23 protein-coding genes, 1 tRNA gene and 1 pseudogene are annotated in these 25,303 nt (G+C 56.0%); 21 read left to right on the forward strand and 4 right to left on the reverse strand.

All coding sequences use genetic code 11. From position 1 onward, the window contains the following. Positions 1–308 precede the first annotated feature (308 nt). From N8E88_RS24270 to N8E88_RS24280, 3 genes are all read left to right on the forward strand, one after another. Positions 309–581 (forward strand): hypothetical protein, encoded by a 273-nt coding sequence (locus N8E88_RS24270; RefSeq protein WP_262292823.1) that lies wholly within the window; start codon positions 309–311, stop codon positions 579–581. 282 nt (positions 582–863) lie between these two features. Further along, entirely contained in the window at positions 864–1,484 is a 621-nt protein-coding gene (locus N8E88_RS24275; RefSeq protein WP_262292824.1) for a hypothetical protein, read from the forward strand. 224 nt (positions 1,485–1,708) lie between these two features. Continuing rightward, a complete protein-coding gene (locus N8E88_RS24280; protein ID WP_262292825.1) occupies positions 1,709–3,256 on the forward strand; it encodes a DegQ family serine endoprotease in 1,548 nt (515 codons plus the stop codon). Positions 3,257–3,433: 177 nt separating this feature from the next. Here N8E88_RS24280 and serB read toward each other — a convergent pair. Then, a pseudogene (gene serB / locus N8E88_RS24285) lies at positions 3,434–4,365 on the reverse strand (phosphoserine phosphatase SerB). On the opposite strand from serB, the gene miaA reads away from it, so the two are divergent. Beyond that, a complete protein-coding gene (gene miaA, locus N8E88_RS24290) occupies positions 4,349–5,233 on the forward strand; it encodes a tRNA (adenosine(37)-N6)-dimethylallyltransferase MiaA (protein WP_262292826.1) in 885 nt (294 codons plus the stop codon). The pseudogene serB and the gene miaA overlap by 17 nt on opposite strands. Position 5,234: 1 nt before the next feature. Here the strand turns inward: miaA and N8E88_RS24295 are convergent, their stop codons facing one another. Further along, a complete protein-coding gene (locus tag N8E88_RS24295; RefSeq protein ID WP_262292827.1) occupies positions 5,235–7,118 on the reverse strand; it encodes an ATP-binding protein in 1,884 nt (627 codons plus the stop codon). A gap of 367 nt (positions 7,119–7,485) precedes the next feature. On the opposite strand from N8E88_RS24295, the gene N8E88_RS24300 reads away from it, so the two are divergent. From N8E88_RS24300 to N8E88_RS24360, 13 genes are all read left to right on the forward strand, one after another. Beyond that, the gene (locus tag N8E88_RS24300) at positions 7,486–9,291 is read left to right on the forward strand and encodes an acetolactate synthase 3 large subunit (RefSeq protein ID WP_315975252.1); all 1,806 of its coding nucleotides are present in this window, start codon (positions 7,486–7,488) and stop codon (positions 9,289–9,291) included. 21 nt (positions 9,292–9,312) lie between these two features. Beyond that, positions 9,313–9,885: an acetolactate synthase small subunit gene (gene ilvN / locus N8E88_RS24305; protein ID WP_262292828.1), complete on the forward strand. Its 573-nt coding sequence runs from the start codon at positions 9,313–9,315 to the stop codon at positions 9,883–9,885. Positions 9,886–10,007: 122 nt separating this feature from the next. Next, positions 10,008–10,601 (forward strand): LysE family translocator, encoded by a 594-nt coding sequence (locus tag N8E88_RS24310; RefSeq protein ID WP_262292829.1) that lies wholly within the window; start codon positions 10,008–10,010, stop codon positions 10,599–10,601. Positions 10,602–10,639: 38 nt separating this feature from the next. Then, positions 10,640–11,260 carry a nitrile hydratase subunit alpha gene (gene nthA / locus N8E88_RS24315; RefSeq protein ID WP_262292830.1) on the forward strand — a complete coding sequence of 207 codons (621 nt, stop codon included), beginning with the start codon at positions 10,640–10,642 and terminating at the stop codon, positions 11,258–11,260. Then, the gene (nthB, locus tag N8E88_RS24320; protein ID WP_262292831.1) at positions 11,257–11,916 is read left to right on the forward strand and encodes a nitrile hydratase subunit beta; all 660 of its coding nucleotides are present in this window, start codon (positions 11,257–11,259) and stop codon (positions 11,914–11,916) included. Before nthA ends, nthB begins: the two co-directional genes overlap by 4 nt. After that, complete coding sequence (locus N8E88_RS24325; protein ID WP_410010610.1) at positions 11,903–12,265, forward strand: nitrile hydratase accessory protein; 363 nt, start codon at positions 11,903–11,905, stop codon at positions 12,263–12,265. Before nthB ends, N8E88_RS24325 begins: the two co-directional genes overlap by 14 nt. 1 nt (position 12,266) lies before the next feature. Beyond that, positions 12,267–12,698 (forward strand): hypothetical protein, encoded by a 432-nt coding sequence (locus tag N8E88_RS24330; protein WP_262292832.1) that lies wholly within the window; start codon positions 12,267–12,269, stop codon positions 12,696–12,698. 62 nt (positions 12,699–12,760) lie between these two features. Continuing rightward, positions 12,761–13,888 carry an ATP-dependent DNA helicase gene (locus tag N8E88_RS24335; protein ID WP_262292833.1) on the forward strand — a complete coding sequence of 376 codons (1,128 nt, stop codon included), beginning with the start codon at positions 12,761–12,763 and terminating at the stop codon, positions 13,886–13,888. A gap of 100 nt (positions 13,889–13,988) precedes the next feature. Further along, positions 13,989–14,729 (forward strand): pyridoxine 5'-phosphate synthase, encoded by a 741-nt coding sequence (locus N8E88_RS24340; protein ID WP_262292834.1) that lies wholly within the window; start codon positions 13,989–13,991, stop codon positions 14,727–14,729. A gap of 142 nt (positions 14,730–14,871) precedes the next feature. Then, on the forward strand, positions 14,872–16,797 hold the full coding sequence (locus N8E88_RS24345; protein WP_262292835.1) for a potassium transporter Kup: 1,926 nt from the start codon (positions 14,872–14,874) through the stop codon (positions 16,795–16,797). Positions 16,798–17,028: 231 nt separating this feature from the next. Further along, positions 17,029–17,679 (forward strand): TetR/AcrR family transcriptional regulator, encoded by a 651-nt coding sequence (locus tag N8E88_RS24350; protein WP_262292836.1) that lies wholly within the window; start codon positions 17,029–17,031, stop codon positions 17,677–17,679. A gap of 26 nt (positions 17,680–17,705) precedes the next feature. Further along, a complete protein-coding gene (ilvC, locus tag N8E88_RS24355; protein ID WP_262292837.1) occupies positions 17,706–18,725 on the forward strand; it encodes a ketol-acid reductoisomerase in 1,020 nt (339 codons plus the stop codon). A gap of 457 nt (positions 18,726–19,182) precedes the next feature. Beyond that, the gene (locus tag N8E88_RS24360; RefSeq protein ID WP_262292838.1) at positions 19,183–20,661 is read left to right on the forward strand and encodes a hypothetical protein; all 1,479 of its coding nucleotides are present in this window, start codon (positions 19,183–19,185) and stop codon (positions 20,659–20,661) included. Here N8E88_RS24360 and N8E88_RS24365 read toward each other — a convergent pair. Beyond that, positions 20,630–20,971 carry a BA14K family protein gene (locus tag N8E88_RS24365; RefSeq protein WP_262292839.1) on the reverse strand — a complete coding sequence of 114 codons (342 nt, stop codon included), beginning with the start codon at positions 20,969–20,971 and terminating at the stop codon, positions 20,630–20,632. The genes N8E88_RS24360 and N8E88_RS24365 overlap by 32 nt on opposite strands. A 360-nt stretch (positions 20,972–21,331) precedes the next feature. Between N8E88_RS24365 and N8E88_RS24370 the strand changes: the two genes are divergently transcribed. The 4 genes from N8E88_RS24370 to N8E88_RS24385 all read left to right on the forward strand — a co-directional run bounded on the left by N8E88_RS24370 (position 21,332) and on the right by N8E88_RS24385 (position 24,367). Then, the gene (locus N8E88_RS24370) at positions 21,332–22,447 is read left to right on the forward strand and encodes an endonuclease/exonuclease/phosphatase family protein (protein WP_262292840.1); all 1,116 of its coding nucleotides are present in this window, start codon (positions 21,332–21,334) and stop codon (positions 22,445–22,447) included. A gap of 3 nt (positions 22,448–22,450) precedes the next feature. After that, positions 22,451–23,164: an NUDIX hydrolase gene (locus N8E88_RS24375; RefSeq protein WP_262292841.1), complete on the forward strand. Its 714-nt coding sequence runs from the start codon at positions 22,451–22,453 to the stop codon at positions 23,162–23,164. A gap of 80 nt (positions 23,165–23,244) precedes the next feature. Next, on the forward strand, positions 23,245–24,177 hold the full coding sequence (locus N8E88_RS24380) for a PhzF family protein (protein ID WP_262295605.1): 933 nt from the start codon (positions 23,245–23,247) through the stop codon (positions 24,175–24,177). 114 nt (positions 24,178–24,291) lie between these two features. Next, a tRNA-Lys gene (locus N8E88_RS24385) sits at positions 24,292–24,367 on the forward strand. Positions 24,368–24,446: 79 nt separating this feature from the next. Here the strand turns inward: N8E88_RS24385 and N8E88_RS24390 are convergent. Next, positions 24,447–25,127 (reverse strand): GntR family transcriptional regulator, encoded by a 681-nt coding sequence (locus N8E88_RS24390; protein WP_262292842.1) that lies wholly within the window; start codon positions 25,125–25,127, stop codon positions 24,447–24,449. Between the last annotated feature and the right edge of the window lie 176 nt (positions 25,128–25,303).

Below are 25,303 nucleotides of genomic sequence, written 5' to 3' on the forward strand. Positions count from 1 at the left end.
TGCCTTATGAGACCATTGTATGGGGTGTCTGGCCAAGTACGTAACAGTAACTAACTCGGCAGATTCGGGCCTGGAGTATCATCAGACCGATGCTCCCGAACACGCGGCGCTGCTTCCGTCGCCATAGGCGTAGGGTGGTGTGGTTGGCCCGGGGATAGGGCGGGCCTGCAGGAATTAACGCGATGATCGCCTCTCCCCTTGTGGAATGCGGGACCGCAGGTCCGGTTGCTGCTCTGGCTCGACCACACGAATCAGCCTAACTTTGTCCCGCTCGGTCTTTTTTGCAGTGTTGTAGACGGAGGGGGCAAATGCCAAGCAAGCTCTTTGACATGTTTCGCGCTGGAGAGCTTGCCGACGACGATATTGATGATTTCGAGGCGATTCTAGGCTCGCATTTTCAAAATACGGCATATTTCCCGAGACAGACCATCTTCCAACTGCCCGACGAACGCCCCGTGCTTGAACTCCTATACACCAAGCGCGGCCGGATTGCCGACATAGTGTCCCGCGAAGGCATTGACCCTAAGACAGTCGATGAAATTCAACATCATGTTGAGAGGGACCTATTTGGCGACGTTTAATGGCGAGTCTCACGGACAATTGTCTTTGCGTGGAAACCTATCCGAGGCGCATACCGGCGTGGCAATCAATGGCAGCTAATGCCTGTTCCCGCAGGGGCACCTCAGCCCGACCAGCTCTACGCCCCTCACCCGGCAGTTTTTGAGGTTCGCTTCCGAGATGCGAGCGACGTGTGGACTCGCGCTGCGCGTCATCGTCGGGCAGAGGACCGCGCGCTTACGGCGCTCAATGGACTACTCAATTTTAGGTTGCGTCCAGATCGTCACAACGGACAGTCGGAATGGGTGATCGGCAATGACCCTCCTCATCATGTTTCCGTGCTCAAGCAAGTTGGCTATTTCTATGATCCCGGCATCTTGGACAATACCTTTACCAATATCGATGGCTTAGAAATAATTAAGGGTGGTAACGGGTACTATGACCAATATGGCATTGGTGCCAACGAAGAGTTCGAGTTGCCGGCCGACTTGGCGATCATGCTAGATCGCTTTGATGGCCTTGACCCTGGCGCCCAAGGCCAATTTTTGCGGGCTAGTTATTGGGCCGCTCATGCCGATTTCGTAAGAATGCTCTCTAAATCGGCTTCAATGATTGCCGCCATAAGCTCTGTGGAAGCACTTGCCATTCCGAAGGAACAGCGCACCCTTGCTTCAGGTGAGGTTAGCGGCTCGACGAAAGCCTTTAATGACGTGATTACCCGAACGCTTGGCAAAGAATATTTGAAGCAACACGATCTCTACGACGTTCGCTCGGACCTCGCTCACGGTAGTCGGCTGTTCCTGGGCGACGCGGGAGGTATGATGTGGAGGGGAGTGCGGTCGCGGGCAGAAGACCAAGCCATCCAGTTCGTGCAACGAGTCCTTCCTGTAATCTTACATAACTGGCTGGTCTTGGAAGGCGCATGATCCATAAATCATGAAAACGCGACCACCCAGAAATTTCGACAGTCCGATCCGACCAGAAGCGCGGCGCCCATCGCGCAAAAGTGCGGACAGGCCTGCTATGCGCCTATTCATCAACTCTTGAATTGACTGATCTGAAATAAATGCTGCAATAGCCGCTCGGTCATATTTATGTCGCCTCTCGCCGTTCTGTTGTATCATTCTGTTTCCGATAAGGGCCCGAACGCATGTTTTTCAAGACTGGTCGCCTCGCTCTCCGTTCCGCAACCGCGGCTACCGCGCTGATTGCGCTGGCTGCGACAAGCCTCAACCCGGCCTTGGTCGGCGCCGCCCGGGCGCAGGTGCAGGCGCCCGTCGTGCCGAACAGTCAGCAGCCTCGAGCACAGGGGCCGGCCTCCGTTGCCGACCTTGCTGCGGGCCTGCTCGATGCCGTGGTCAATATCTCGACCTCGCAGACGGTCAAGGGACAGGATGGGGAATCCGGGCCGGTGCCGATGCCGAAGGTGCCGGATGGCTCGCCTTTCCAGGAATTCTTCGACGAATATTTCGGCAAGCAGAATCCCGGCGAGAGCAATCCTTCGCGCAAGGTCCAGTCGCTCGGTTCGGGGTTCGTGGTCGACGCGGCCGAGGGCATCGTCGTCACGAACAATCACGTGATTGCCGATGCCGACGAGATCGAAGTCAACTTCAATGACGGTTCCAAGCTGAAGGCGACGCTTGTCGGCAAGGATACCAAGACCGATCTTGCCGTGCTCAAGGTCGATCCGAAAAAGCACAAGCTGGTTGCGGTCCAGTTCGGCGATTCATCGAAGACGCGTATCGGCGATTGGGTGATGGCCATCGGCAACCCCTTTGGTCTCGGTGGGACCGTAACCGTCGGTATCGTCTCGGCACGCAACCGCGATATCAATTCCGGTCCCTACGACAATTTCATCCAGACCGACGCTGCGATCAACCGCGGTAATTCCGGCGGGCCGCTGTTCGATATGTATGGTCAGGTCATCGGTATCAATACCGCTATCATTTCGCCGACCGGCGGATCGATCGGTATCGGTTTCGCCATTCCGGCCGAGCTTGCATCCGGCGTCATCGCGCAAATCCGCCAGTTTGGCGAGGCACGTCGTGGCTGGCTTGGCGTGCGCATCCAGCCCGTGACTGACGATATAGCCGAAAGCCTCGGCATGACCTCCAGCAAGGGCGCGCTGGTTGCCGGGATCATCGAAGGCGGCCCGGTCGCCAATGGTTCGATACTGCCCGGTGATGTGATCACGCGTTTCGATGGCAGGGATGTCAACAATGTAAAGGACCTTCCACGTGTGGTGGCGGAAAGCCCCATCGGCAAGGAAGTCGATGTCGTCGTTGTCCGCAAGGGCAAGGAGCAGACTGTCAAGGTCACGCTCGGCCGTCTGGAAGATGGTGAGAAGGCGGACGCCAAGAAGGACGACCAGACAACCGGCGAGGACGGCGCCGCCCAGAACGTGGACGTGCTCGGCATGAGCCTTGGAAAACTCGACGAGGCCACGCGCAAGACCTTCGGCATCGCCAAGGAGGTCGAGGGCGTGCTCGTGACCGAGGTGCAGAATGGATCGATCGCAGCCAACAAGCGGATCGCGGCCGGTGATGTCATCGTCGACATCGCACAGGAGACCGTCTCGACGCCTGAGGATGTAGCGGCGCGGATCGAAAAACTTCGCGACGAGGGCCGCAAGAATGCGCTGCTGATGCTGGCGTCAAAAACCGGCGAGCTGCGGTTTGTCACGCTTCAAATGGACTGATTTGAACGGCTGGATTCGAGCGCGGCGTTTTTCGTTCAAAAGTTTCAGGATCGCATGCAAGTTTGCGCAAGAATGACCCAATCCTCCGCAAGAACTTGGGGAAGCTGATGCAAGAAGTGTCGATTCTGACGCAAGATTTTCAACCACAGCGCGAAAAATGGTTGTGGTGACGCGAGTTCAGACCACGAAATCGGTTTTACGATAACCCTGGATATAGAGAAGGGCGGTCAGATCACCATGGTCGATCCGCACCTTTGCCTGTTCAGCAACGATCGGTTTGGCGTGGAGCGCTACGCCTGTGCCTGCCAGTTGCAGCATGCCGAGGTCATTGGCGCCGTCTCCGACCGCGATCGCATCTTGCGGCGAAAGGCCAAAACGCTGGCAGATCGACACGAGTGCCGCGACCTTCGCCTCGCGGCCAAGAATCGGTTCCTTGACCTCTCCGGTCAAGATTTTTCCATTATCTATCAATGTGTTGGCGCTGTTTTCATTGAAGCCTATCATCTCGGCGATACGCTGGGTGAATACGGTAAACCCGCCCGAAACAAGCGAAGTATAAGCCCCGTACTTCTTCATCGTACGCACCAGTTCCGGCCCACCCGGCATGAGGGTGATGCGGCCGGCAATCACTTTGTCTATGACCGCATAGGGCAGGCCCTTGAGCAGCGCGACGCGTTCACGCAGCGCAGGTTCGAACGCGATTTCGCCATTCATCGCCCGCGCCGTGATCGCCGCAACTTTTTCGCGCAAGCCAGCTTCTTCGGCCAGTTCATCGATGCATTCCTGCTGAATCATGGTCAGAATCCATGTCGGCAATCAAAATCTTCTTGCGCCTATCATCTTGATTTTGAACGATAATATCGATTGGCGCGCCATCGATGGCGCGGGCCAGTTCAAGATGGGCTTCAGCGGCATCGGCGCCATCCCTGAGAGGCAGGTCACAAGCAATCCCATCGGCGAGCCAATAAAGACCTGTTGCATTGACCGCCGCCGAGGCTTTAATCCCGAGCGATGGTACAAGGTCCGAAGTGGCGGGATTGGCAATGAGCGTGGCCATCAAGGGCATAGGGCAATTTCCGATTGGGCGTTAGCGTGGCGAAAAGACAGATAATCCTGATAGCTGGACCGACGGCAAGCGGCAAGTCGGCGCTTGCGCTTCGTTTGGCTGACGAAACACGCGGTGTGATCGTCAATACGGATTCAATGCAGGTCTATGATGTCCTCAATCTCTTGACCGCGCGGCCAGGTCCGGACGATCTCAAAGCCGCACCGCATTATCTCTACGGGCATGTTTCGCCGAGCATCGCCTACTCGACCGGTCGCTGGCTCGCGGATGCCGAAGACGTTCTGAATAGGCCAGAACTAGCTGAAAAGACTATGATTTTTGCTGGTGGTACCGGGCTGTATTTTCGTGCACTTCTCGGAGGGCTATCGGCAATGCCTGATATTCCGGCAGACATCCGGGCGCATTGGCGTCAGCAGGATGCGAAGCTCGGCACAGGGGAATTGCACGCGATTCTCACCGGGAAAGACCCCTTGGCCGCGTCTATCTTGCGCCCGACCGATGGCCAGCGGATTGTAAGAGCGCTCGAAGTCATCGATGCGTCGGGCCGGTCCATCGTCGAATGGCAGAAGGCAACCGGCAGATCGCTGATTGACTCTGGAGCTGCGCGCAAGATTGTTATCGAGCCGGATCGGAAATGGCTTGGCGCCCGCATCGCATCGCGCTTTGAAACGATGATGAAAACTGGCGCCCTCGACGAGGTCAAGGCATTGCTATCATTGGGACTTTCGAGTGAACTCCCTGCCATGAGGGCGATCGGAGTGCGCGAAATTGCCGAGGTTCTTGCCGATCGGCTGACTGTAGAGGACGCCGCAGAACTCGCGACAATAGCTACCCGTCAATATGCAAAGCGACAGATGACATGGTTCCGCAACCAGCTCGGCGACGACTGGGAGAGGGTGTCCTATCCTTGACCTAGGTCTTGTCGTTGCGAAACGTACGGATCAGGTCGCTCGCGCGCAACCGGTCAGTACCTTCGGGTTGCGACTTGGGTGGTTCCTCTTTGCGGATCGCCGCGTCGATATTGCGCCACTGGGTCCTTACAGGCTCCTGAGCCAACGGCACCGTGTGCCTCTGGCTCGCGACAGGCTGGTTGATACTGTCGACCATATCGAATGCATCATCCTGACTGCTTGTGCTTTCCGCCGCGTTGAGCTGACGCATTCGCATCAAGATCGTGTCGAGAGAGAGGTGAGAATCGCCAAGCCGCACGGATTGCTGGCTTTTCGTCATATGTGCGGCCGGCAGTTGGTCAGGCGCAATTGTCTCGAACATCATGCGCATCGGCGTCGGAACGGCCTCGCCAAACGCGATCGCTTCTCGATTGGCAATCGACGACAGAAATCCAATCGTGCTTTGCGATGCGCCGGTAATGGCGCCCCGTATGATCTCCTGATCGCGCTCATTTCCAAGGCGCATGGCAAACACGGTGCTGCATTGGGAAAGAATGGTCGCATCGAGTTCGCCCGGACGCTGCGTGATGACAGCTAGATAGACGCCATATTTGCGGCCCTCCTTGGCAATGCGGGCAATCGCCTGACGCGTCGGCCAGAAACCCGCATTGGCATCGGCCGGAATGTAACGATGCGCTTCCTCGCAGACGACGAGCGTCTGTGCGCGGCCGTCGCTCGACACCGCGAGGTCGAAAGCCATGCGGCAGAGTACCGACGCAACGGAATTCACCACTTCCGATGGCAGTCCAGCCAATTGAAAGACGCAAATTGGGCGATCGTTCTTGGGTATGCGGAAAATGTGGCCAATCGTCTGGCGCATCTTGTCCATCGTCGTCGGGGCCGAAAACATGAAACGGTAGCGGGGGTCGGCAACCAGCGCTTGCAAACGCTGCCGCAGTGCCTTCATGATCGGCCGATCCGTCTTGCCTTCCAACTGGCCGATGCGCTCATCGATCAGCTTGGTAAGATCAGCGATACGATATGGTGTCGGGGTATCGGCCGTCATCGACGAATAGTCGCGGTCTTTTTTTAGGAGCGACGCGGCGGTCATCGCTTCGGAACTGGCAAAGCGCTCCCGTGCAATCGGGATCAGATCGCGCAAGGCATCAACCTCGGCCGGCACCATCGGCCTGCCGCGGAAGACAGCCTCAGCAAACTCTTCCAGCCTGAACAGCCAATAGGGCAACTCCAAAGTATTATAATCGATCGAGATCGAGTGATCCGGAAAGGCGCTGGCAAATTCGTTGTGAGGATCAAGGATCAGTACGCGTAGATCGGGTCGCTGCGCGATAATCTTGCGCAAAAGCAGGGAAACAGCGCTCGATTTGCCTACGCCAGTGCTGCCAAGGACGGCAAAGTGTCGCGAAACCAGGCTGTCGATCGATATCAATGCCGGGATCGATGCATTTTGCGACAGATGCCCGATCGATACGGTGTTCTTCAGGCTCGCTGTGTAGATAATTGCCAGATCTGTCGCGCGAATCCGATGCGCTACGGCGCCCATGTGAGGATAATTCGCGATGCCGGATGAAAAGGTCAACGAACCATCATTGTGCTCGTTGACCTGTCCGATAAGCTCGACATGGATGCGAATGCTCTGGTCGGCTTCGACGACCCATTGCGCTTCATAGGCGTTGACTTCATAGACGAGCCCAACCACACGGCTGTTTCCGACCTGAATGGAAATCAGCTGGCCGACCGTCCAGTAGTCATCCGATGCTGCGACGGACGGCCCGGTCAACGCGTAAATGACGGCTTTTTCGCCGTTGCATTCGATGACATGCCCGTCGGTTCGATTGCGAACAAAGGGCCTGGGTTGTTCAGCCGGCAAGGCTTCAGCGTTCATTGTTGGTGACCATTCCCTGAACCGATAGCAGGTGTTTGACAAGGCTTGCCGGGTCACCGTAATTCGAAGGCATTGAGATTATATTATCGTGATTATAACAATTGTTTCGACCGGTTCAGCGCGGGCATTCGATTTGATTTGAAATTTTGCCGTTGACGTATGGAATTTGCTTAACTATCGTCCGCGACCATGAAAACAGTTCTTATCGTCGTGGGATCGCGCATGGGCAGGGTGTAGTAAGCACCCGGCGAAAGCTCCCATGCGCGATACACAGGCTCCTTCGGGGGCCTTTTTTATTTCCAGCATTTCAGTTAGATCAAACACCTTCTGAGGGGCCAAGGGCCGCAGAATACACGGGAAGAGACCGATGAAAGCAGACAAGCAGGATAGTGACAGCCGACCATCGCAACGACGTGAAATGACCGGTGCCGAGATGGTCGTCCAGGCGCTCATTGATCAAGGGGTAACCGATATTTTCGGATATCCGGGTGGCGCGGTGCTTCCCATTTACGATGAACTCTTCCAACAGGACAGGATCAATCACATTCTGGTCCGGCACGAACAGGGTGCGGGCCATGCCGCGGAAGGTTACGCCCGTTCCACCGGCAAAGTCGGCGTTATGCTGGTCACATCAGGGCCCGGTGCAACCAATGCGGTCACCCCGCTGCAGGATGCGCTGATGGATTCCATACCGCTCGTCTGTATCAGTGGACAGGTCCCGACGAGCCTGATCGGTTCGGATGCATTCCAGGAGTGCGACACCGTCGGTATCACGCGCCCTTGTACCAAGCACAATTGGCTGGTGAAGGATGTCAACGATCTGGCGCGTGTTCTGCACGAAGCCTTCCACGTTGCCAAAACCGGGCGGCCCGGTCCCGTCCTCGTTGACGTTCCGAAGGACGTTCAGTTTGCAACCGGCATGTATACCCCACCGGAAGTCTCGCCGCGCACCAGCTACCATCCCAGGATCCAAGGCGATATCGAGGCGATCAAGCAGGCTGTTGCTCTCATGCTGACGGCAAAACGCCCTGTGATCTATTCGGGCGGCGGTGTCATCAACTCCGGCAACGAAGCAAGCAAATTGCTGCGGGAACTGGTCGAGCTCACCAATTTCCCGATTACCTCGACATTGATGGGCCTCGGTGCTTATCCGGCATCGGGCAAGAATTGGCTTGGCATGCTGGGCATGCACGGAACCTACGAAGCCAACATGACAATGCATGATTGCGACGTCATGCTGAATATTGGCGCGCGCTTCGACGATCGGATTACCGGTCGCATCAGCGGTTTTTCGCCAAATTCCCGGAAAATTCATATCGATATCGATCCGTCTTCAATCAACAAGGCGGTTCGGGTTGATGTTCCGGTCATCGGCGATGTTGCCCATGTACTCGAAGACATGATTCGCCTGCTGCGAGCCTCCTCGACAAAGCCTGAGGAAAAGGCGATCGATGCATGGTGGTCGCAGATCGACAGATGGCGCTCACGGAAATCTCTGTCCTATACACGCAACAAGGACGTGATCATGCCGCAATATGCGCTGGAGCGGCTGTACGCACTGACCAAGGATCGCGACACCTATATCACGACCGAAGTAGGCCAGCACCAGATGTGGGCGGCGCAGTTCTATCATTTCGAAAAGCCCAATCGCTGGATGACGTCAGGCGGTCTTGGAACGATGGGTTATGGCCTGCCGGCAGCGCTTGGGGTGCAGATCGCACATCCGGACTCGCTGGTTATCGATATAGCTGGCGACGCTTCGGTGCAGATGACTATGCAAGAGATGAGTGCTGCTGTTCAGTATGAGGCGCCGATCAAGATCTTCATCCTGAACAACCAGTATATGGGTATGGTTCGCCAATGGCAGCAACTGCTGCATGGCAATCGCCTGTCACACTCCTACACTGAAGCCTTGCCCGATTTCGTCAAATTGGCGGAGGCCTATGGGGGACATGGTATTCGCTGCGAAAAGCCAGGCGATCTCGACGATGCCATTCAGGAAATGATCGATGTCAAAAAGCCGGTACTTTTCGATTGCCGCGTGGCAAATCTCGCAAACTGCTTCCCGATGATCCCTTCCGGCAAAGCTCATAATGAGATGCTTTTGCCGGACGAGGCGACGGATGATGCAGTCGCCAACGCCATCGATGCCAAGGGCAGACAGCTCGTTTAAGAAAACCGGAGAAAATAACAAATGAACGCTCAAAACCTGGCCTCCGGTTCGGCATATTTCATTGCCAAGGAGACTGAACTACCAGTCACGACAGTTTTATCGGTTCTGGTCGACAACGAACCGGGCGTCCTCGCCCGCGTGATTGGCCTTTTCTCCGGACGCGGCTATAACATTGAGAGCCTTACGGTTTCCGAGACCGAGCACGAACAGCATCTGTCGCGTATCACGATCGTGACGCGTGGCACGCCGCACATTCTGGACCAGATCCGCCACCAGCTGGAACGCATTGTGCCGGTGCACCGCGTGGTGGACTTGTCTGTGCGTGCAGATGAGCTTGGCCAGAGCGGACCAATCCAGCGCGAACTGGCCCTGATCAAGGTCGCCGGCTTTGGCGAGCACCGCAACGAAGCATTGCGTCTGGCCGATGCGTTCCACGCCAAGGTAACGGATGCAACGACGGAGCATTTCATCTTCGAGATCACCGGCAAAGGTTCGAAGATTGACCAGTTTATCGCGATCATGAAGCCGCTTGGCCTTGTCGAGATTTGCCGGACAGGCGTTGCCGCTATGAACCGCGGCCCGGCGGGAATGTAGTTCTGGCGCGTACCTAGTTTTGGTTATTATTGTCAGGGTGCTCGATTGTATCCCTGACAAGTCCGCTCTTGAGCCAAATATCGCCAGACCCTATGAGTGCTCTTTTCACAGTGGATATCATCGTGACACTCGAGATTTTTCTGACCCTGCTGGTGTTCGCCTTCGTCACGTCGATAACGCCGGGACCAAATAATTTCATGCTGCTGACGTCGGGCGTCAATTTCGGCTTCAAACGCACGATTCCCCACATGTTCGGTATTGGCTCGGGTTTCTTTACTCTGCTTATTGGAGTGGGTTTGGGACTTGGCGCTTTGCTGCAGACGTATCCGCTTCTTTATACGGCCCTGAAATTTGCTGGTGGTACCTATCTGATCTATCTCGCGTACAAGATCGCCATGTCCCGCTCGCTGAACGCCGTTGACGGTAGGGCGCGCCCGATGACGTTTCTGGAAGCCGCGGCATTCCAGTGGATCAACCCGAAAGCGTGGGTGATGGCTGTGACCGCCATGGCGACTTATACGTCGCCACAAGCTTATTTTACGACGGTTTTAATCGTGGGGATCGCGTTTGCGATCGTGAATATTCCATCCGTTTCCAGCTGGGCAGCCTTCGGCCAGATCATGCGCAGCTGGCTTGCTGACCCGGTGCGGCTTAAATGGTTCAACATCACAATGGCGATTTTGCTCGTAGCTACCTTGTGGCCGATGTTGAAGTAAGCTTGCGCTGACCGCTGTTGGCGCATAGGATTTTCTCCATGCCACACGATCATGACGATCACCATCACGATAATGAGCTCGATCCCATGGCTGCGCGTGTGCGCGCCCTGGAAACGATTTTGACGGAGAAGGGCCTGATCGACCCGCAGGCGATTGATGTAATCGTCGATACGTATGAAACGAAGGTTGGTCCACGCAACGGGGCGAAGGTCGTCGCAAAAGCCTGGTCGGATCCGGAATATGCCGCATGGTTGAAGCGCGACGCAACAGCAGCAATTGAATCCTTGAGTTATACCGGGCGGCAGGGCGAACACATGCAGGCGGTATTCAATACGCCGGAAACGCACAATCTCGTCGTATGCACTCTGTGCTCGTGCTACCCTTGGTCAGTGCTTGGCTTGCCTCCCGTCTGGTATAAATCGCCACCTTACCGGTCGAAGGCTGTTATTGATCCGCGCGGCGTATTGATCGAGTTTGATTTGATCCTTCCCGAAACGACAAGGATCCGCGTCTGGGATTCGACTGCCGAATTGCGCTACCTGGTCGTTCCAATGCGCCCGGAACGTAGCGAAGGTCTGAGTGAAGAACAGCTTGCCGCGCTCGTCACGCGAGACTCCATGATCGGGACGGGGCTGGCACGGGCACCGGAGGCAGTATGAACGGGCCGCATGATCTTGGCGGACAGATGGGTTTTGGGCCCGTTGCGCCAGAAAAGAACGAGCCGTTGTTTCACGCCGATTGGGAAAAACGGGCGATGGGCATGACAATCGCCGCAGGTGCGATGGGGCATTGGAACATCGATGAGAGCCGTCATGCCCGCGAAAGTCTGCATCCCGCGGATTATTACGCTTCTACCTACTATGAAATATGGGCCAAGGCGCTGGAGATCCTGCTCAAGCGCCATGGATTTGTCCAGCCACAGGAACTCGATAAAGGCCGCTCACTTGGCAAAGGAACTCAGCCAAAGCGTGTTTTGAAAGCGGAAAATGTCGCTGCTGCCCTTGCGAAAGGTGGTCCTTGCAATCGCCCGGTGGCAGGTGAGCCGCGGTTCCAGCCAGGCGATCGCATTCGGACCCATAATTTCAATCCGGAAACGCATACGCGATTGCCGCGCTATGCGCGCGGCAAGTTGGGGGTAATCGAAGCTGCCCGCGGTGGCTTTGTCTTTCCGGATTCCAATGCCCACGGCAAGGGTGAAAACCCACAATATGTTTATACAGTGGTCTTTACCGCGCCTGAGATATGGGGCGATGGAGCCGATCCTACGTTGACCGTCAGTATTGATGCCTGGGAGAGTTATCTTGAGCCTGCGTGAGCTGATCACTCACTCGCGCGGACTACCAGGAAGCCCTGATGGCCCGGTATTTGCCGAACCTTGGCAGGCGGGAGCTTTTGCGATGGTGGTCGCCCTCCACGACCGCGGGTTGTTCACATGGGAGGAATGGGCGGCCACGCTTTCGGGCAAACTGAAACACCTTGGCGCGCTGGATGATGGTAGTGATTACTATCATTGGTGGCTTGAGGCGTTGGAGTCGCTCATTGCCTCCAAGAATGTTGCGGATAGCCATGATATCGATCAATTGGCTGCCGCTTGGCAGCGCGCTGCTCATGCGACACCGCATGGCCAACCTATCCGCCTCGAAAATGATCCGGAACGATCCTGAGATGAATATACGCTTGCTCGCTACATGGCTGGTCTCCACTTTCATGTTGTTTACCAGCCATGCCTCCGCACAAGACACTTCGTGGTCGACGCCTAACGAAGACGATTTACGCAAAGTCATCACTGGAGCAACCCTGACGGGCGAAGTCAAAGCTGAGCCGCCCTTCAACTTCACTGAATTCCTTGGCCCGGATGGCAAGTCTCGCGGCAAGATGATCCAATGCTGCAAACCAGAAGAGGTTGCGACGAAGGGGATGCCCTACGCCGGCGAGTGGAACCTGGAAAAGGACAATCTTTGCCTGACCTATGAGGGCGAGGACCAGAAAATCTGCTGGACGTTGCAGGTCAATGGCGATCGTTTTCGTATGACGAATCAACAATTCGGCCGTATTGGCGAGGGACAGATACGGCCGGGAAACCCCGATAACCTATAAGTCTAAGACTCCTCGCGTCCATTTTCCTTGCCCTTTGATGGCGAATCCTGTCACTCAGGATCATGCAATTATCACCGCAACAGGATGAAGCGCTTCGGGCCGTTTCAAAATGGCTGAAAGACGGGCGCAGCCCGATTTTTCGGCTTTTCGGTTATGCCGGTACGGGCAAGACGACGCTTGCCCGCTATTTTGCCGAGCATATCGAGGGTGACGTTCAGTTTGCGGCCTTTACTGGCAAGGCAGCGCAGGTGCTTCGTTCGAAAGGCGCTTCCAACGCCCGCACGCTGCACTCTTTGATCTATCGGCCGCGCGGTGAAGAGGCGGTGGAAAATGAGACCACTGGCAAAACCAGCATTGCTCCGACATTTTCCTTGAATCGCCAAAGTCCGGTCTCGAAGGCCAAGCTTATCGTCGTCGACGAATGCTCTATGGTTGACGAGCAATTGGGACGCGATCTCATGAGCTTTGGCACGCCAATCCTTGTGCTGGGCGACCCCGGTCAGTTGCCGCCAATTTCCGGCGGCGGTTTTTTCACCGAACACGACCCGGATTATCTCCTGAGCGAAATTCACCGGCAAGCGCGTGACAATCCCATCATTCGTCTGGCGCTCGATGTACGTGAGGGCCGTGAGTTCACGTTCGGCGATTTTGGCGCGGCGAAAGTGATTTCGAAGACGGACGTCACACAGGACCTGGTTCTCGGTGCCGATCAGGTCCTCGTTGGTACCAACCGCACCCGCCGGCGCTACAACCAGCGCCTGCGAGAGTTGAAGGGCTTTTCCGCGTCTTTTCCACAGGCTGGTGACAAACTGGTGTGTTTGCGCAACGACCCTGCAAAGGGCCTGCTCAACGGTTCGCTGTGGAAGGTCATGACCTCGTCGCGTGAAACCGTGAAACCCGGGATCAATCTTTTGGTCGCTCCGGAAGATGAGGAGCCGGGGAGGGGCGTCGCCAAGATAAAACTGCTGAAATCTCAGTTCGATGACCCCGACGCCGAAATACCGTGGCAGACCAAGAAACGGTTTGACGATTTCGACTATGGCTATGCACTGACGACCCACAAGGCGCAAGGCTCGCAATGGGATGAGGTCGTGCTCTTCGACGAAAGCTATGCCTTTCGCGACACACGCGAACGCTGGCTCTATACCGCAATCACCCGGGCTGCAGAACGCTTGACTGTCGTGCGGTAAACCAATGGACTCAATCTTTGAGTTTAGATGAAATACCAATATTTAATGTCGCGTTTCTGCTGTAAAGAAGACACCAGTCCTTCCGCGTATGGGTTAAATCATGACCGCATCACTCTCCGTCAACCTTAATGCGATCGCGATGCTGCGCAACAGACGCGATCTGCCTTGGCCCAACGTCATTAGTCTCGGACGCATCGCCTTGGCGGCGGGCGCATCCGGTTTGACAGTGCATCCGCGCCCCGACGAGAGACATATCCGTTTTTCTGATTTGCCTGCAATCCGAGCGCTTATCGATGATGAGTTCCCGCAGGCCGAATTCAACATCGAGGGATATCCGACGCCAGAGTTCCTGGGCCTTGTCGCTGAGAATGAACCAGAGCAGGTGACGCTGGTACCTGACGATCCGGCGCAATCGACATCCGATCATGGCTGGAATTTGCAACGCGATGGGGAATTCATCCGGCCAATTATTTCTGGCCTCAAAGCACAAGGTGTTCGCGTTTCATTGTTTGTCGATCCCGACCCGGATACGCCTGCCATGGCCAAGGCGCTTGGCGCTGACCGGGTTGAGCTTTATACTGGACCTTATGGAGGCGCACACGATGATCCGCGCCTCCAAGCCAGCGAACTCGCGAAGCTGGAATCGACCGCCTTGGCGGCGGCAAAAGCAGTGATTGCAGTGAATGCAGGGCATGATCTGACGGTGGCCAATCTGCCGGCATTGGTCAAAAAAATGCCAAATCTTGTTGAGGTTTCTATCGGTCATGGGCTTACAGCGGACGCATTGGTGCACGGGATGTCTGGTGCTGTGGAAAGATTCCTTAATGCGCTTCAAGCCTAGCCCTTTGATTCGGGTGCAGGATTTGCTTTGTTATGCATTTTCGCATATCTCTGGCAATCAGCTATGAAAAAATGGCGATTGATATTGCGGTGCAACACGACTAACTCGTCCGCCCACGCTGTCAGAGCGAGGGAAAAGTTGTATGAGTGAACAACAGTTGGATGACGAGAACTGTGACAACGGTCCTGTCGTTCATGAATCGGAACCGCATCACAAAGAGGCCTTTCCGGTTCTTGTTCTTGGTGCTCTCGGCGTCGTCTATGGCGATATCGGCACAAGTCCGATCTACGCCTTTCGCGAAGCGCTCCATGCTGCCTCTCTCGATGGAATGTTGAGCCGCACCGATGTGCTTGGCGTTGTTTCGATGATCTTCTGGGCACTGACAGTTATCGTAACCATCAAGTATGTTTTGTTCGTTCTTCGCGCCGACAATGACGGCGAGGGCGGTATCCTGTCTCTGATGGCTTTGGCACGGGCGAGTTTCAAGACTCGCCCGCAGCTTATTCTGGCCCTTGGAATTGTTGGCGCATCGCTGTTTTACGGCGATGCGGTGATTACGCCTGCAATTTCAGTGCTATCGGCTGTTGAAGGCCTTGAGATCGTCACACCGAGACTGACGCCGTTCATCGTGCCGATCACTCTCGTGATCCTTTTAACCCTTTTTTCCGTTCAGCGCTTTGGTACTGCCCGCGTCGCGACCATTTTCGGCCCGATCACGCTGCTATGGTTTCTCGCTATCGGATTCTTCGGGTTATGGCACCTTGCCGACGACTGGAGTGTCTTTGCCGCCGTCAATCCCGTCTATGCCGTTGAATATATTATAGATAATCCGGTTACCGCATTCCCCACTATCGGTACGGTGTTCCTTGCTGTTACGGGGGCAGAGGCCCTCTATGCCGATCTCGGCCATTTCGGGCGCAAACCGATCGCGACGGCCTGGATGTGGATTGTCTTCCCTTGTCTTCTGCTGAACTATTTTGGGCAAGGCGCGTTTATTCTGGCAAACGGGGAGGCAGCGAAAAATCCGTTCTTCGAAATGTTCCCGCATTGGGCTCTTTTGCCGATGGTGCTACTCGCTACGATGGCAACCGTTATTGCCAGTCAGGCGGTTATTTCCGGGGCCTATTCCCTGTCTCGGCAGGCCGTGCAGCTCAATCTGTTACCGCGTCTCAACATCGAGCACACGTCGGAGAAATTGTCCGGCCAAGTCTATCTACCGCGTATCAATGTATTGCTTGGTCTCGTCGTGGTCCTTTTGGTGCTTGGTTTTGAGCGGTCGTCCAATCTGGCGTCCGCGTATGGTATAGCCGTAACCGGAAACATGCTCGTCACCACCATCTTGCTTTTCATCGTCATGAGCAGAATTTGGAAGTGGCGCTTGTGGGTGGCAATATCCGCGACCGTTGGTTTCCTCATCATCGATCTAACCTTCGTCAGCGCCAACCTTATCAAGGTTGTAGATGGTGGTTGGGCATCGCTGGTCGTCGCGTTCCTTGTGGTCCTGATCATGTTCACGTGGGTGCGGGGCAGCCGTCATCTCTTTGAAAAAACCCGCAAGGGGGAAGTGCCGCTCGATCTCATTTCGAGGAAAATGGCGGAGAACCCGCCGACGCTCGTACCGGGTACTGCTGTTTTCCTGACAGGCGACCCAAAGAGTACGCCGACCGCGCTGATGCACAGTCTCAAACACTACAAAGTGTTGCATCAGAATAACGTTATCCTTACGGTGATTACCGCGCCGACCCCTCTGGTAAAAAAGAGTGATCGGGTGCGTATCGAGCCGATAAATGACCTCTTCATGCGCGTTACTCTGACCTTTGGTTACATGGAACGCCCGAATATTCCGCGTACACTTGCGATCTGCCGGAAGCAGGGTTGGAAGTTCGATATCATGACGACTTCTTTCTTCCTGTCGCGTCGATCCTTGAAAGCTTCGGCGCGGTCGGAAATGCCGCGCTGGCAGGATCGGCTGTTCATCGCGCTCGCCAGGACAGCCAGCGATGCGACTGAATACTTCCAGATTCCGACCGGCCGCGTTGTCGAGATCGGAACGCAGGTGAATATCTAGCAGGGTGTAATTCTACCCGGCACACCAAAACATCAATTGATGGTTGAAATTCTTGTTCCGGATTCGCAGTTTCTTGTCTCGTTTTCGGGTGTTCTTGTGTAGGTTACGAACTTTCTTGAGCCAGAATTGATCGGGCAGAACGAGAAATTGCCTCGTTTTGACCTTGCCAAAGACCTTGCACCGTATTAGAACCTCTGCCGTAACGTACGGTACGGTACGGTTGGGGAGTTGATGGTGCAATTGGCGGTTGACGTTAGCGAGAACGCATTGACCGAGCGTCAGAAGGACGTCCTTGATGCTGCGCTTGCACTCCTGGTCGAAGCGGGTGACGCGCTGACCATGACCAGCGTCGCGCGCCGCGCCAGCTGTTCCAAGGAGAGCCTCTACAAATGGTTCGGCGACCGTGATGGACTGCTCACAGCCACGGTCCAATGGCAGGCCTCGAAGGTAAGGGCCGTCCCGGTGAATCCCGAGGCATTCGATCTTGCTTCGCTGACAGCTGGTCTCCAGCGTTTCGCCTCAGATTGGCTGCACGTCCTTTCCGGGACCATATCCGTGGCGCTTAACCGCGTGGCAGTTGGTCATGCCGGGAGCGACAAGCACGACCTTGGCGTGATCGTTCTGGAGAACGGACCCTTCGCCATGGCTCGCCGGCTCAAGCCATTGCTGGAGCTTGGTCGCGATACTGGCCTGCTGCATTTTAGCGAGACAGATGAAGCGTTTCGCACCTTTTTCGGACTGGTTGTCCGGGACATGCAAATCCGGTTGCTGCTTGGTGACCGGCTGGAATTGACTGATGCGTCGATCGAACGGGATTCCCTTCGCGCGACACAACAGTTTCTGGCTCTTTACGGAGCAAAAGCGGCCGCAGGTGGCCACTAGGTCCTCACATTGGAAGGAATAAATCAATGCGCGTATATTATGACCGCGATGCGGACATCAACCTCATCAAATCGAAGAAGGTTGCAATCATCGGCTATGGTTCGCAGGGGCGTGCCCATGCACTCAACCTGAAGGACAGCGGCGCCAAGGACGTGCGCATCGCGCTTCGCCAGGGTTCGGCTACTGCCAAAAAGGCCGAAGCGGATGGCTTTCAGGTCGTCAATGTGGCTGATGCCGCGAAATGGGCCGATCTCATGATGATGGCGACGCCGGACGAACTCCAGGCCGACATCTATAAAGATCATATTGCCGACAATATCCGCGACGGCGCAGCGATCGCTTTCGCCCACGGTCTCAATGTGCATTTTGGTCTTATCGAGCCGAAGAAGTCGGTCGACGTGGTCATGATCGCGCCAAAGGGCCCGGGCCATACGGTTCGCGGCGAATACCAGAAGGGCGGCGGCGTTCCTTGCCTGATTGCCATCCACCAGGATGCGTCAGGCAATGCACATGACCTCGCTCTGTCCTACGCTTGCGGCGTTGGCGGCGGCCGTTCGGGCGTCATCGAAACCAATTTCCGTGAAGAATGCGAAACCGATCTCTTCGGCGAACAGGTTGTTCTCTGCGGCGGCCTCGTCGAACTGATCCGCGCGGGTTTCGAGACGCTCGTCGAAGCTGGATACGCGCCGGAAATGGCCTATTTCGAATGCCTGCACGAAGTGAAGCTCATCGTCGATCTGATTTATGAAGGCGGCATTGCCAACATGAACTACTCGATCTCCAACACTGCGGAGTGGGGCGAATATGTTTCCGGTCCGCGCATCATCACGTCAGAAACCAAGGCCGAGATGAAGCGCATCCTGACGGACATTCAGACGGGCAAGTTCACTTCTGACTGGATGCAGGAATACAAGGCCGGCGCATCGCGCTTCAAGGCCATCCGTCGCAACAACGACAAGCACCAGATCGAAGAAGTCGGCGAAAAACTGCGCGGCATGATGCCGTGGATCGGCAGCAACAAACTCGTCGACAAGGCCAAAAACTAAAAAGACCTATGCCAATCCGCCCCGATGGCCATCTGATGCAATTTTCTCGACTTCCGGTGCTCACGGACCCAAAAGTCCGCTGCGCGCCGGTTCTCGAAAATCACACCAGCTGATTCATCGGGACGAATTCTCAAGCAGTCTTTAATTTACCTGCAAGGCCGGTGGAGCGATCGACCGGCCCTTTCGTGCGGTGACAACTCCACTACATTAATTCGCTTAAGCGGTTCGCCAGTCACATCCAGTTCCAGACAAGCTTGCGGGCTTAGACGCTGGAGATCAATATCTGATTGGATGAACGCGAAATGGACATGAAGCGGCCGGCCAATACACGAGCGACATGTCTGTGATTGCGTCGGCGTCTGCCGCCTTGCCGACAGATCACCACGGAGGACTGCCGATTAACACCGGAACACTTCCAGCGCGAAACTTCGCGTGCTGGTTTCTGGCGTTATTCGCCGTGACGCAGTTTCCGCTCTATTGGGTGCAGTACCCCGACATCACAGACTTTCCAAACCATCTGGCCCGCATACATACACTGATGCATCTTTCGCAGTCCGGGACGCTGCAGCGCTACTACGAACTTCGCGATCTGCAGATCGGCACCAACCTGGCGATGGAGGTCATCGTACCGGGACTGGCGAGATGGATGAGCCTTTCGCTCGCACTCAAGCTCTTCGCCTCGCTTTCAACATTGCTGTTGACCACTGGCGCCGTCATGGTTGGTCGCGCCATCACCGGCCGCTTCAGCTATCTGCTGCTTGGTGTGTTGGTGTTTGCCAACAACGCGATGTTCCAGCTAGGCCTGTTGAACTACCTCTTTGGCGTTGGTGTCGCCTTCTGGCTTCTATCAGCTTGGATCATCGCGGACAGGCCGGCCGGAGCTCGCCGCTTGATGGTCTTCTCGGCAGGTTGTGTCGTACTGTATCTATGCCATTTGAGTGCCTTGGGCATCTACGGTATCTGTGTCGTCGGATATGAATTGAGTCTCGCCCGCCGCCGAAGCCTCTTCGCATGGCGCTCCCTGGTCTTGACACTGATGCAGTTCGTGCCGGCAGCCATCCTGCATGTGCTGGTGTCGTCGAATTCAGCGGGAAGCTATATACCGGCACCGAGCCCCTACACCGGAATGGGCATATCGATCGTCTATAAGATGATGCTTGTATTCCTAGCACCGGGGATAGGTGTTTCCGGCTATCTGCTCGCACAGATTGCGATCGGCTTACCTCTGGTCCTGGCGCTCTATTTCAGTTTTCGAAGTGGTGCGCTACGGCTGGTCACTCCAGCACGATGGATGGCGGGACTGCTTGCTATTGCGATCGCTTTGCTGCCACCGTCCGGGTTCGGGTCGAATCTAGTCGACATCAGACTGATCCCCGCTTGTTGCCTCCTTGCGTGGTGTGGGTTGGAAGCCACGGAGCGCAGTAGGTGGATGCCGAGCGCCGCGCTGGCGGTAATTGCGTCGGTTGTATTTCTGATCAGTTTGGAGACGACTTATGAGTGGGGAATGCGAGATGGAGAGTACGGACGCGTCAGAAGCGCCTTGCGTCAGGTTCCCGGGGGCTCAAGGATTGCCACGGTTACGCTGGATCATGGCGAAACCACTGCCTCCTCGATTTCGGCCCATGCCGGCGCCTGGAGTGTCATCGACGGCTCAGCATTCCTGTCAAATTTCTACATCTGGCCGTTCCAGCCATTCTGGGTTGCCTACCGCGGACCTTATGCCTCACTAGCCGCGCTGGCGCGAACCGACGATCCGGCTGCAGCACCGCCGGCATATGAAACACTCAAGAACTCCTACGATTATGTTCTCGTATTTGGTGGAGATAGCGCGGCGCGCCTGCGCTACGCGCCAAACGCCGAGGCGATCTATGACTCGCGGTCGCTTCGGCTGCTTCGAACAGGTTCTACAGATCACAGCGGCGTCGTGGGCCGGTGAAAGGCTGATAGGTATTGTCGAAAGCCCGATAGGACTGGTATTGCGCGCGACAACGTTGCACCTGTGTCCGGCCGGATGGGCCGATTGGGCGATGAACGCGAAAATCATAGCACCGGGCGGATCCGGTACAGTCGCGCAAAGCAGGATTGGACGGAGTGCCGCTGCCCGGAATATAGGGCTTTCTCGGGACCGCATCGAGCCCGCGCGGCACCGGGCGGTAGCCCCGGATTTCCTGCGCGGATACGCTGACAAGCTGGGTTGTCAGAATAAAGCCGAGGGCCGCGAATATGATCTTCAAGGCTTTCATCATCGTTCTGTCCTGATCCCGAATACATACATATAAGGACTTGTCGCGTGGATCGCCACTGGCCAGGGTCCGTCGATATTCACGCCATGGCGGCCTGCAAACGGCGTTTTTCTGCGCTCCGGTGCTCACGTACCAAAATGTACGCTGCGCTCCGGTGCTCGAAACCCACCGTTTTCGCCTCGCCCTGACATGAATCTCAACAAGACCCTGGAGCATTTCCGTTTCTGCGAATCACGGAATTGCTCTAACCCTTTTTACGCAATTCCGGACAGAAAACCGCTTCGCACTTTTCCTGGAATTGCTCTAGGTTCTCGTCAAGGGGAACGTCGTTCCCGTCACATGGTTCAACGCTCGAGTTTCCGCATGTCCGTTCGCATCGCTACTTTCAATGTCGAAAACCTCATGAATCGTTTCGATTTTTCGGGGTTCAAGAACAATCTCAACAAGGACCGGACGCTGCAGTTGTTCCAGATAGAGGATGAGGAACAATACCGTCAGCTTGAACAGGGGCGGGCGATTGCCTACGCCGACGACACGCGGCAATTGACCGCGCTGGCGATCGCCGAAACCCATGCGGATATTCTCTGCCTGCAGGAGGTAGACAACATCGGCGCGTTGAACGCCTTCGAGTTTGGCTATCTGTTCAAGATGGTCGGAGAGGGCTACCGGCACAAATTTATGGTCGAAGGCAATGACAGCCGTGGCATCGACGTGGCTGTGCTTATGCGCGATCAGACCCGCTACGGCGAGCCCATCGAATTTACAGGCATGACCAGCCACGCACATCTCACCTATAATGATCTTGGAATTCACACTCCCGAACTGGCGCTGCTGGGAATCGAACCGCATGAACGTATCTTCAAGCGTGATTGCCTGGAAATCGATGTACGCATCGGCGGCAAGACGCTGACGCTTTTCGTCAGTCATTTCAAGTCGATGGGTTCGCCGCGCAACGGCATGGATGGGCGCGCATCGACCATGCCTGTACGGGTGGCGGAAGCGACAGCGGTCCGCCGGATCATCGAGGACAAGTTTGCGACAAGCGGCGGGGCGGCGAGCAAGCGCTGGGTGATTTGCGGCGACTTCAACGACTATCGCGAGAGAGTGGTCATCGGCGGGGATTCGCTGGTTGGATATACCTTCGCGCCAGTAAGCGAGCCAATCAGCAGTCTCGACACTTTGCTCAATGACGGATTTTGCGAGAATCTGGTGGAACGGCGGCCGGTGATGGATCGCTGGACGCTTTATCACACGCGCGGACCAGAAGAGCGGCATCTGTGCCAGCTCGACTATATTCTCGCCTCACCGGCGCTCGTGCGCAGCAATGCCCATGCGGTACCGGATATTATCCGCCGTGGCCAGCCTTACCGGACGATCTTTCCGCCCGATCAAAAGGTGGAGCTCTTTCCGCGCATCGGCTGGGATCGCCCGAAAGCCAGCGATCATTGCCCCGTTTCCGTAACTTTGAGTATGGTTTGAGTAATGCATGATATTCCAGAGAAGACCGTCATCCCGATCAACAACGCGGTGATCCGCATCGACAGTGCGCCGCTTGAATATGGAATTTCAAATGAGGCGGCAATTGCCGCTGGCTGGGTCAGCGCGACGGCTGCCAATCCGGCCATCTTCAATGGGCCATTTTTCATGGCTGAAGAGGCGGGAGTGGCGGACGAGGCGTTCGAGGCGCGATATCATCGCACGCGATTTGCGACGATGATGCACTGGAAGGCCGATACAAGAAACGTGAAGCCTTGGCATATTTTTGCCGTCGGCGTGATCGTTTCAGGGGATAACAGGTTGATCGCCGGGCGCATGGCCGCTTCGACATCGGCAGCGGGCCGCATTTATTTTCCGGCAGGTTCATTCGACGAGGAGGATGTGGCGGGCGATTTCATCGATATTGACGCCAACATGCACCGGGAAGTCGACGAGGAAACCGGCGTCAGGCTCTCCGGGGCCGGAAGGCGCGACGATCGATTATACCTTGTCACTGCCAGTCGCAGCATCGCTTTGTTCCGGCGTCACTATTTCGATATGAGTGGAGAGGCGCTGCTGGAGCATATTCGCGGCCACATCGCGGCTGAAGAGGATTCCGAGCTGGACGACATCACTGCGATTTCCGCCGCGGAGGAAATGGGCGAGGCGACGCCCTGGACATTTCGCACATTTGCCGACTGGCATTTTCGCCAAGGTTAGGATCCGCCTGCACGCTAATGTCACCGTCACAAGGTTTGACTTGTACGGAGGCTACCTTACTCTATTTTTTCCGGACGCTAATAGGGAGAGAGCAAATGGCCGGTCGCCGCTACGAGGTCTATGACGTCTTCACCGACGAGGTGCTGGCGGGAAATCCACTGGCGATCGTGCACGATGCAGACGGCCTCGACGATATTGCCATGCAGCGGATCGCGCGGGAGTTCAATCTTTCCGAAACTGTTTTCGTCCTGCCAGCAAAGAACTCGGCGCATACGGCTTGGGCGCGTATTTTTACGCCCGATTATGAAATGCCGTTTGCGGGACATCCGACCGTCGGGACCGCAGTCGCCCTGGCGCAGAATCGATTTGGCGAAGTCAGGGATACTCAGGACGCGCTGATCATCCTGGAGGAGCAGGTTGGACCCGTTCGCTGCGGCGTCAAGCTAAGCGAAAACGGCGCCTTCGCCGAGTTCGATCTGCCGAAGCTGCCGCAGAGAATCCTCTATAAATACGACAAGATCGCCATCGCCAACGCGTTGCGGCTCGAGCCAAAGGAAATCGGCTTCGAGAATCATGTTCCGAGCATCTGGGATGCGGGCGTACCCTTCATGCTGGTGCCAGTGCATGGACTTGAGGCGGCGGGGCGCATCGTGATCAACCAGATCGCGATGAAGGACGTGGCGCCGACGATCGGTCATCGCCAGCTGCCGGTCTATGCCTATTGCCGCGAAACAATGCTGCATGACAGCCATTTTCACTCGCGCATGTTCGTGAGCGATGAGGGCACCTATGAAGATCCAGCGACGGGTTCTGCTACGGCGGCGTTTGCCGGTGCAATTCATGCGTTCGACGAACCGCTGGATGGCGTCCTGCGCCTGTCGATCGAACAGGGATATGAAATGGGACGGCCATCGCGCCTGCAGCTCGAGCTGGATATCGTCGACCAGAAGCTGACCGGGGGACGCATCGGGGGCTCGGCGATCAGGGTCGCGGAAGGGCGGCTGTTCGTATAGGCCTCAACCGGACGTTGTTCCGGTGAAAAGCCGTCACAAAGTTTTCAAGAAGGGCTGGACAGGCAAGATTTGCCCCGTTATAGAGCCCTCACTTGTCGCCGCCAAACGGCTGACGGGCACATAGCTCAGTTGGTAGAGCAGCTGACTCTTAATCAGCGGGTCGTAGGTTCGATCCCTACTGTGCCCACCAAATTTACTAAAAAAACCAAATAGTTGACTTCGGAGCTTCAAGCTCCGGAGTTGGCTTTTGGTATCAATGAAGCCGGACCTCAGCTCACCAAATCCACGAGCACATCATAGGCGGCATCGATATCGGCTTGTATCGCGGCCTCGACGGCCTTTCCATCGTGAGCGCATAGCGCGGTGAACATCGACTGATGATGCTCGTTGGCTTTGGTGTAATTGCCGGAATCGTGGAGCATGTTGAAGTACGGGCTGACCTGCAGCCAAAGATTCTCGATGATGTTGAGAATGCTTTCCGATTTCGCCGCCTGGTAAATCGAGAAATGGAACGCGTAGTTCGCCCGCAGGTATGATTTGATATCGCCAGAGGCGTTGGCTTTTTCCAGTGCTTTCAGCAGGGAGCGCAGGGTTTCGAGTTCGCTATCCTCGATGCGCTCGGCAGCCCATTTGCCGGCAAGCGCCTCGATCTCGATGCGAACATTGCGCAGATCGGTGAGCTTGGCCCGGCTCAACCGCGGTATGCCGATGGAGCGCCCGGAAACCACGGTCAGCGCATTGGCCGCCGTCAGCCGCCGCAAAGCTTCCCGCACCGGCATGGCGCTGACGCCGAAAGCATCGGCAAGGCTTTGCACGGGAACCATTTCGCCCGGAACAATGCCGCCTTCGAGTATCAGGCTGGCAATCTGGCGATAGACGCGGTCCTGCAGCGTCTCCTTGGAAAGCGGGAGAATCTCAACACCTGGTCTCCTGTAGCCGGCTTCAGCCATTGTTCACCTTTTTCGCGGCGGGTGCCCTTTTATGTGGAATGCAGCGTCCACCACAGCGCGTCAAGAGTTTCTCCTTATCTAACAAATCTTATGCACGATCAATGGTATTTCATCATTGATCTTTGATCAAATGGTGCTAGGGTTGACTGAAGGAACGACGAGAGGGAAGAGGAGCC

This window comes from Phyllobacterium zundukense, assembly GCF_025452195.1.
Classification (GTDB): Bacteria; Pseudomonadota; Alphaproteobacteria; order Rhizobiales; family Rhizobiaceae; genus Phyllobacterium; species Phyllobacterium zundukense_A.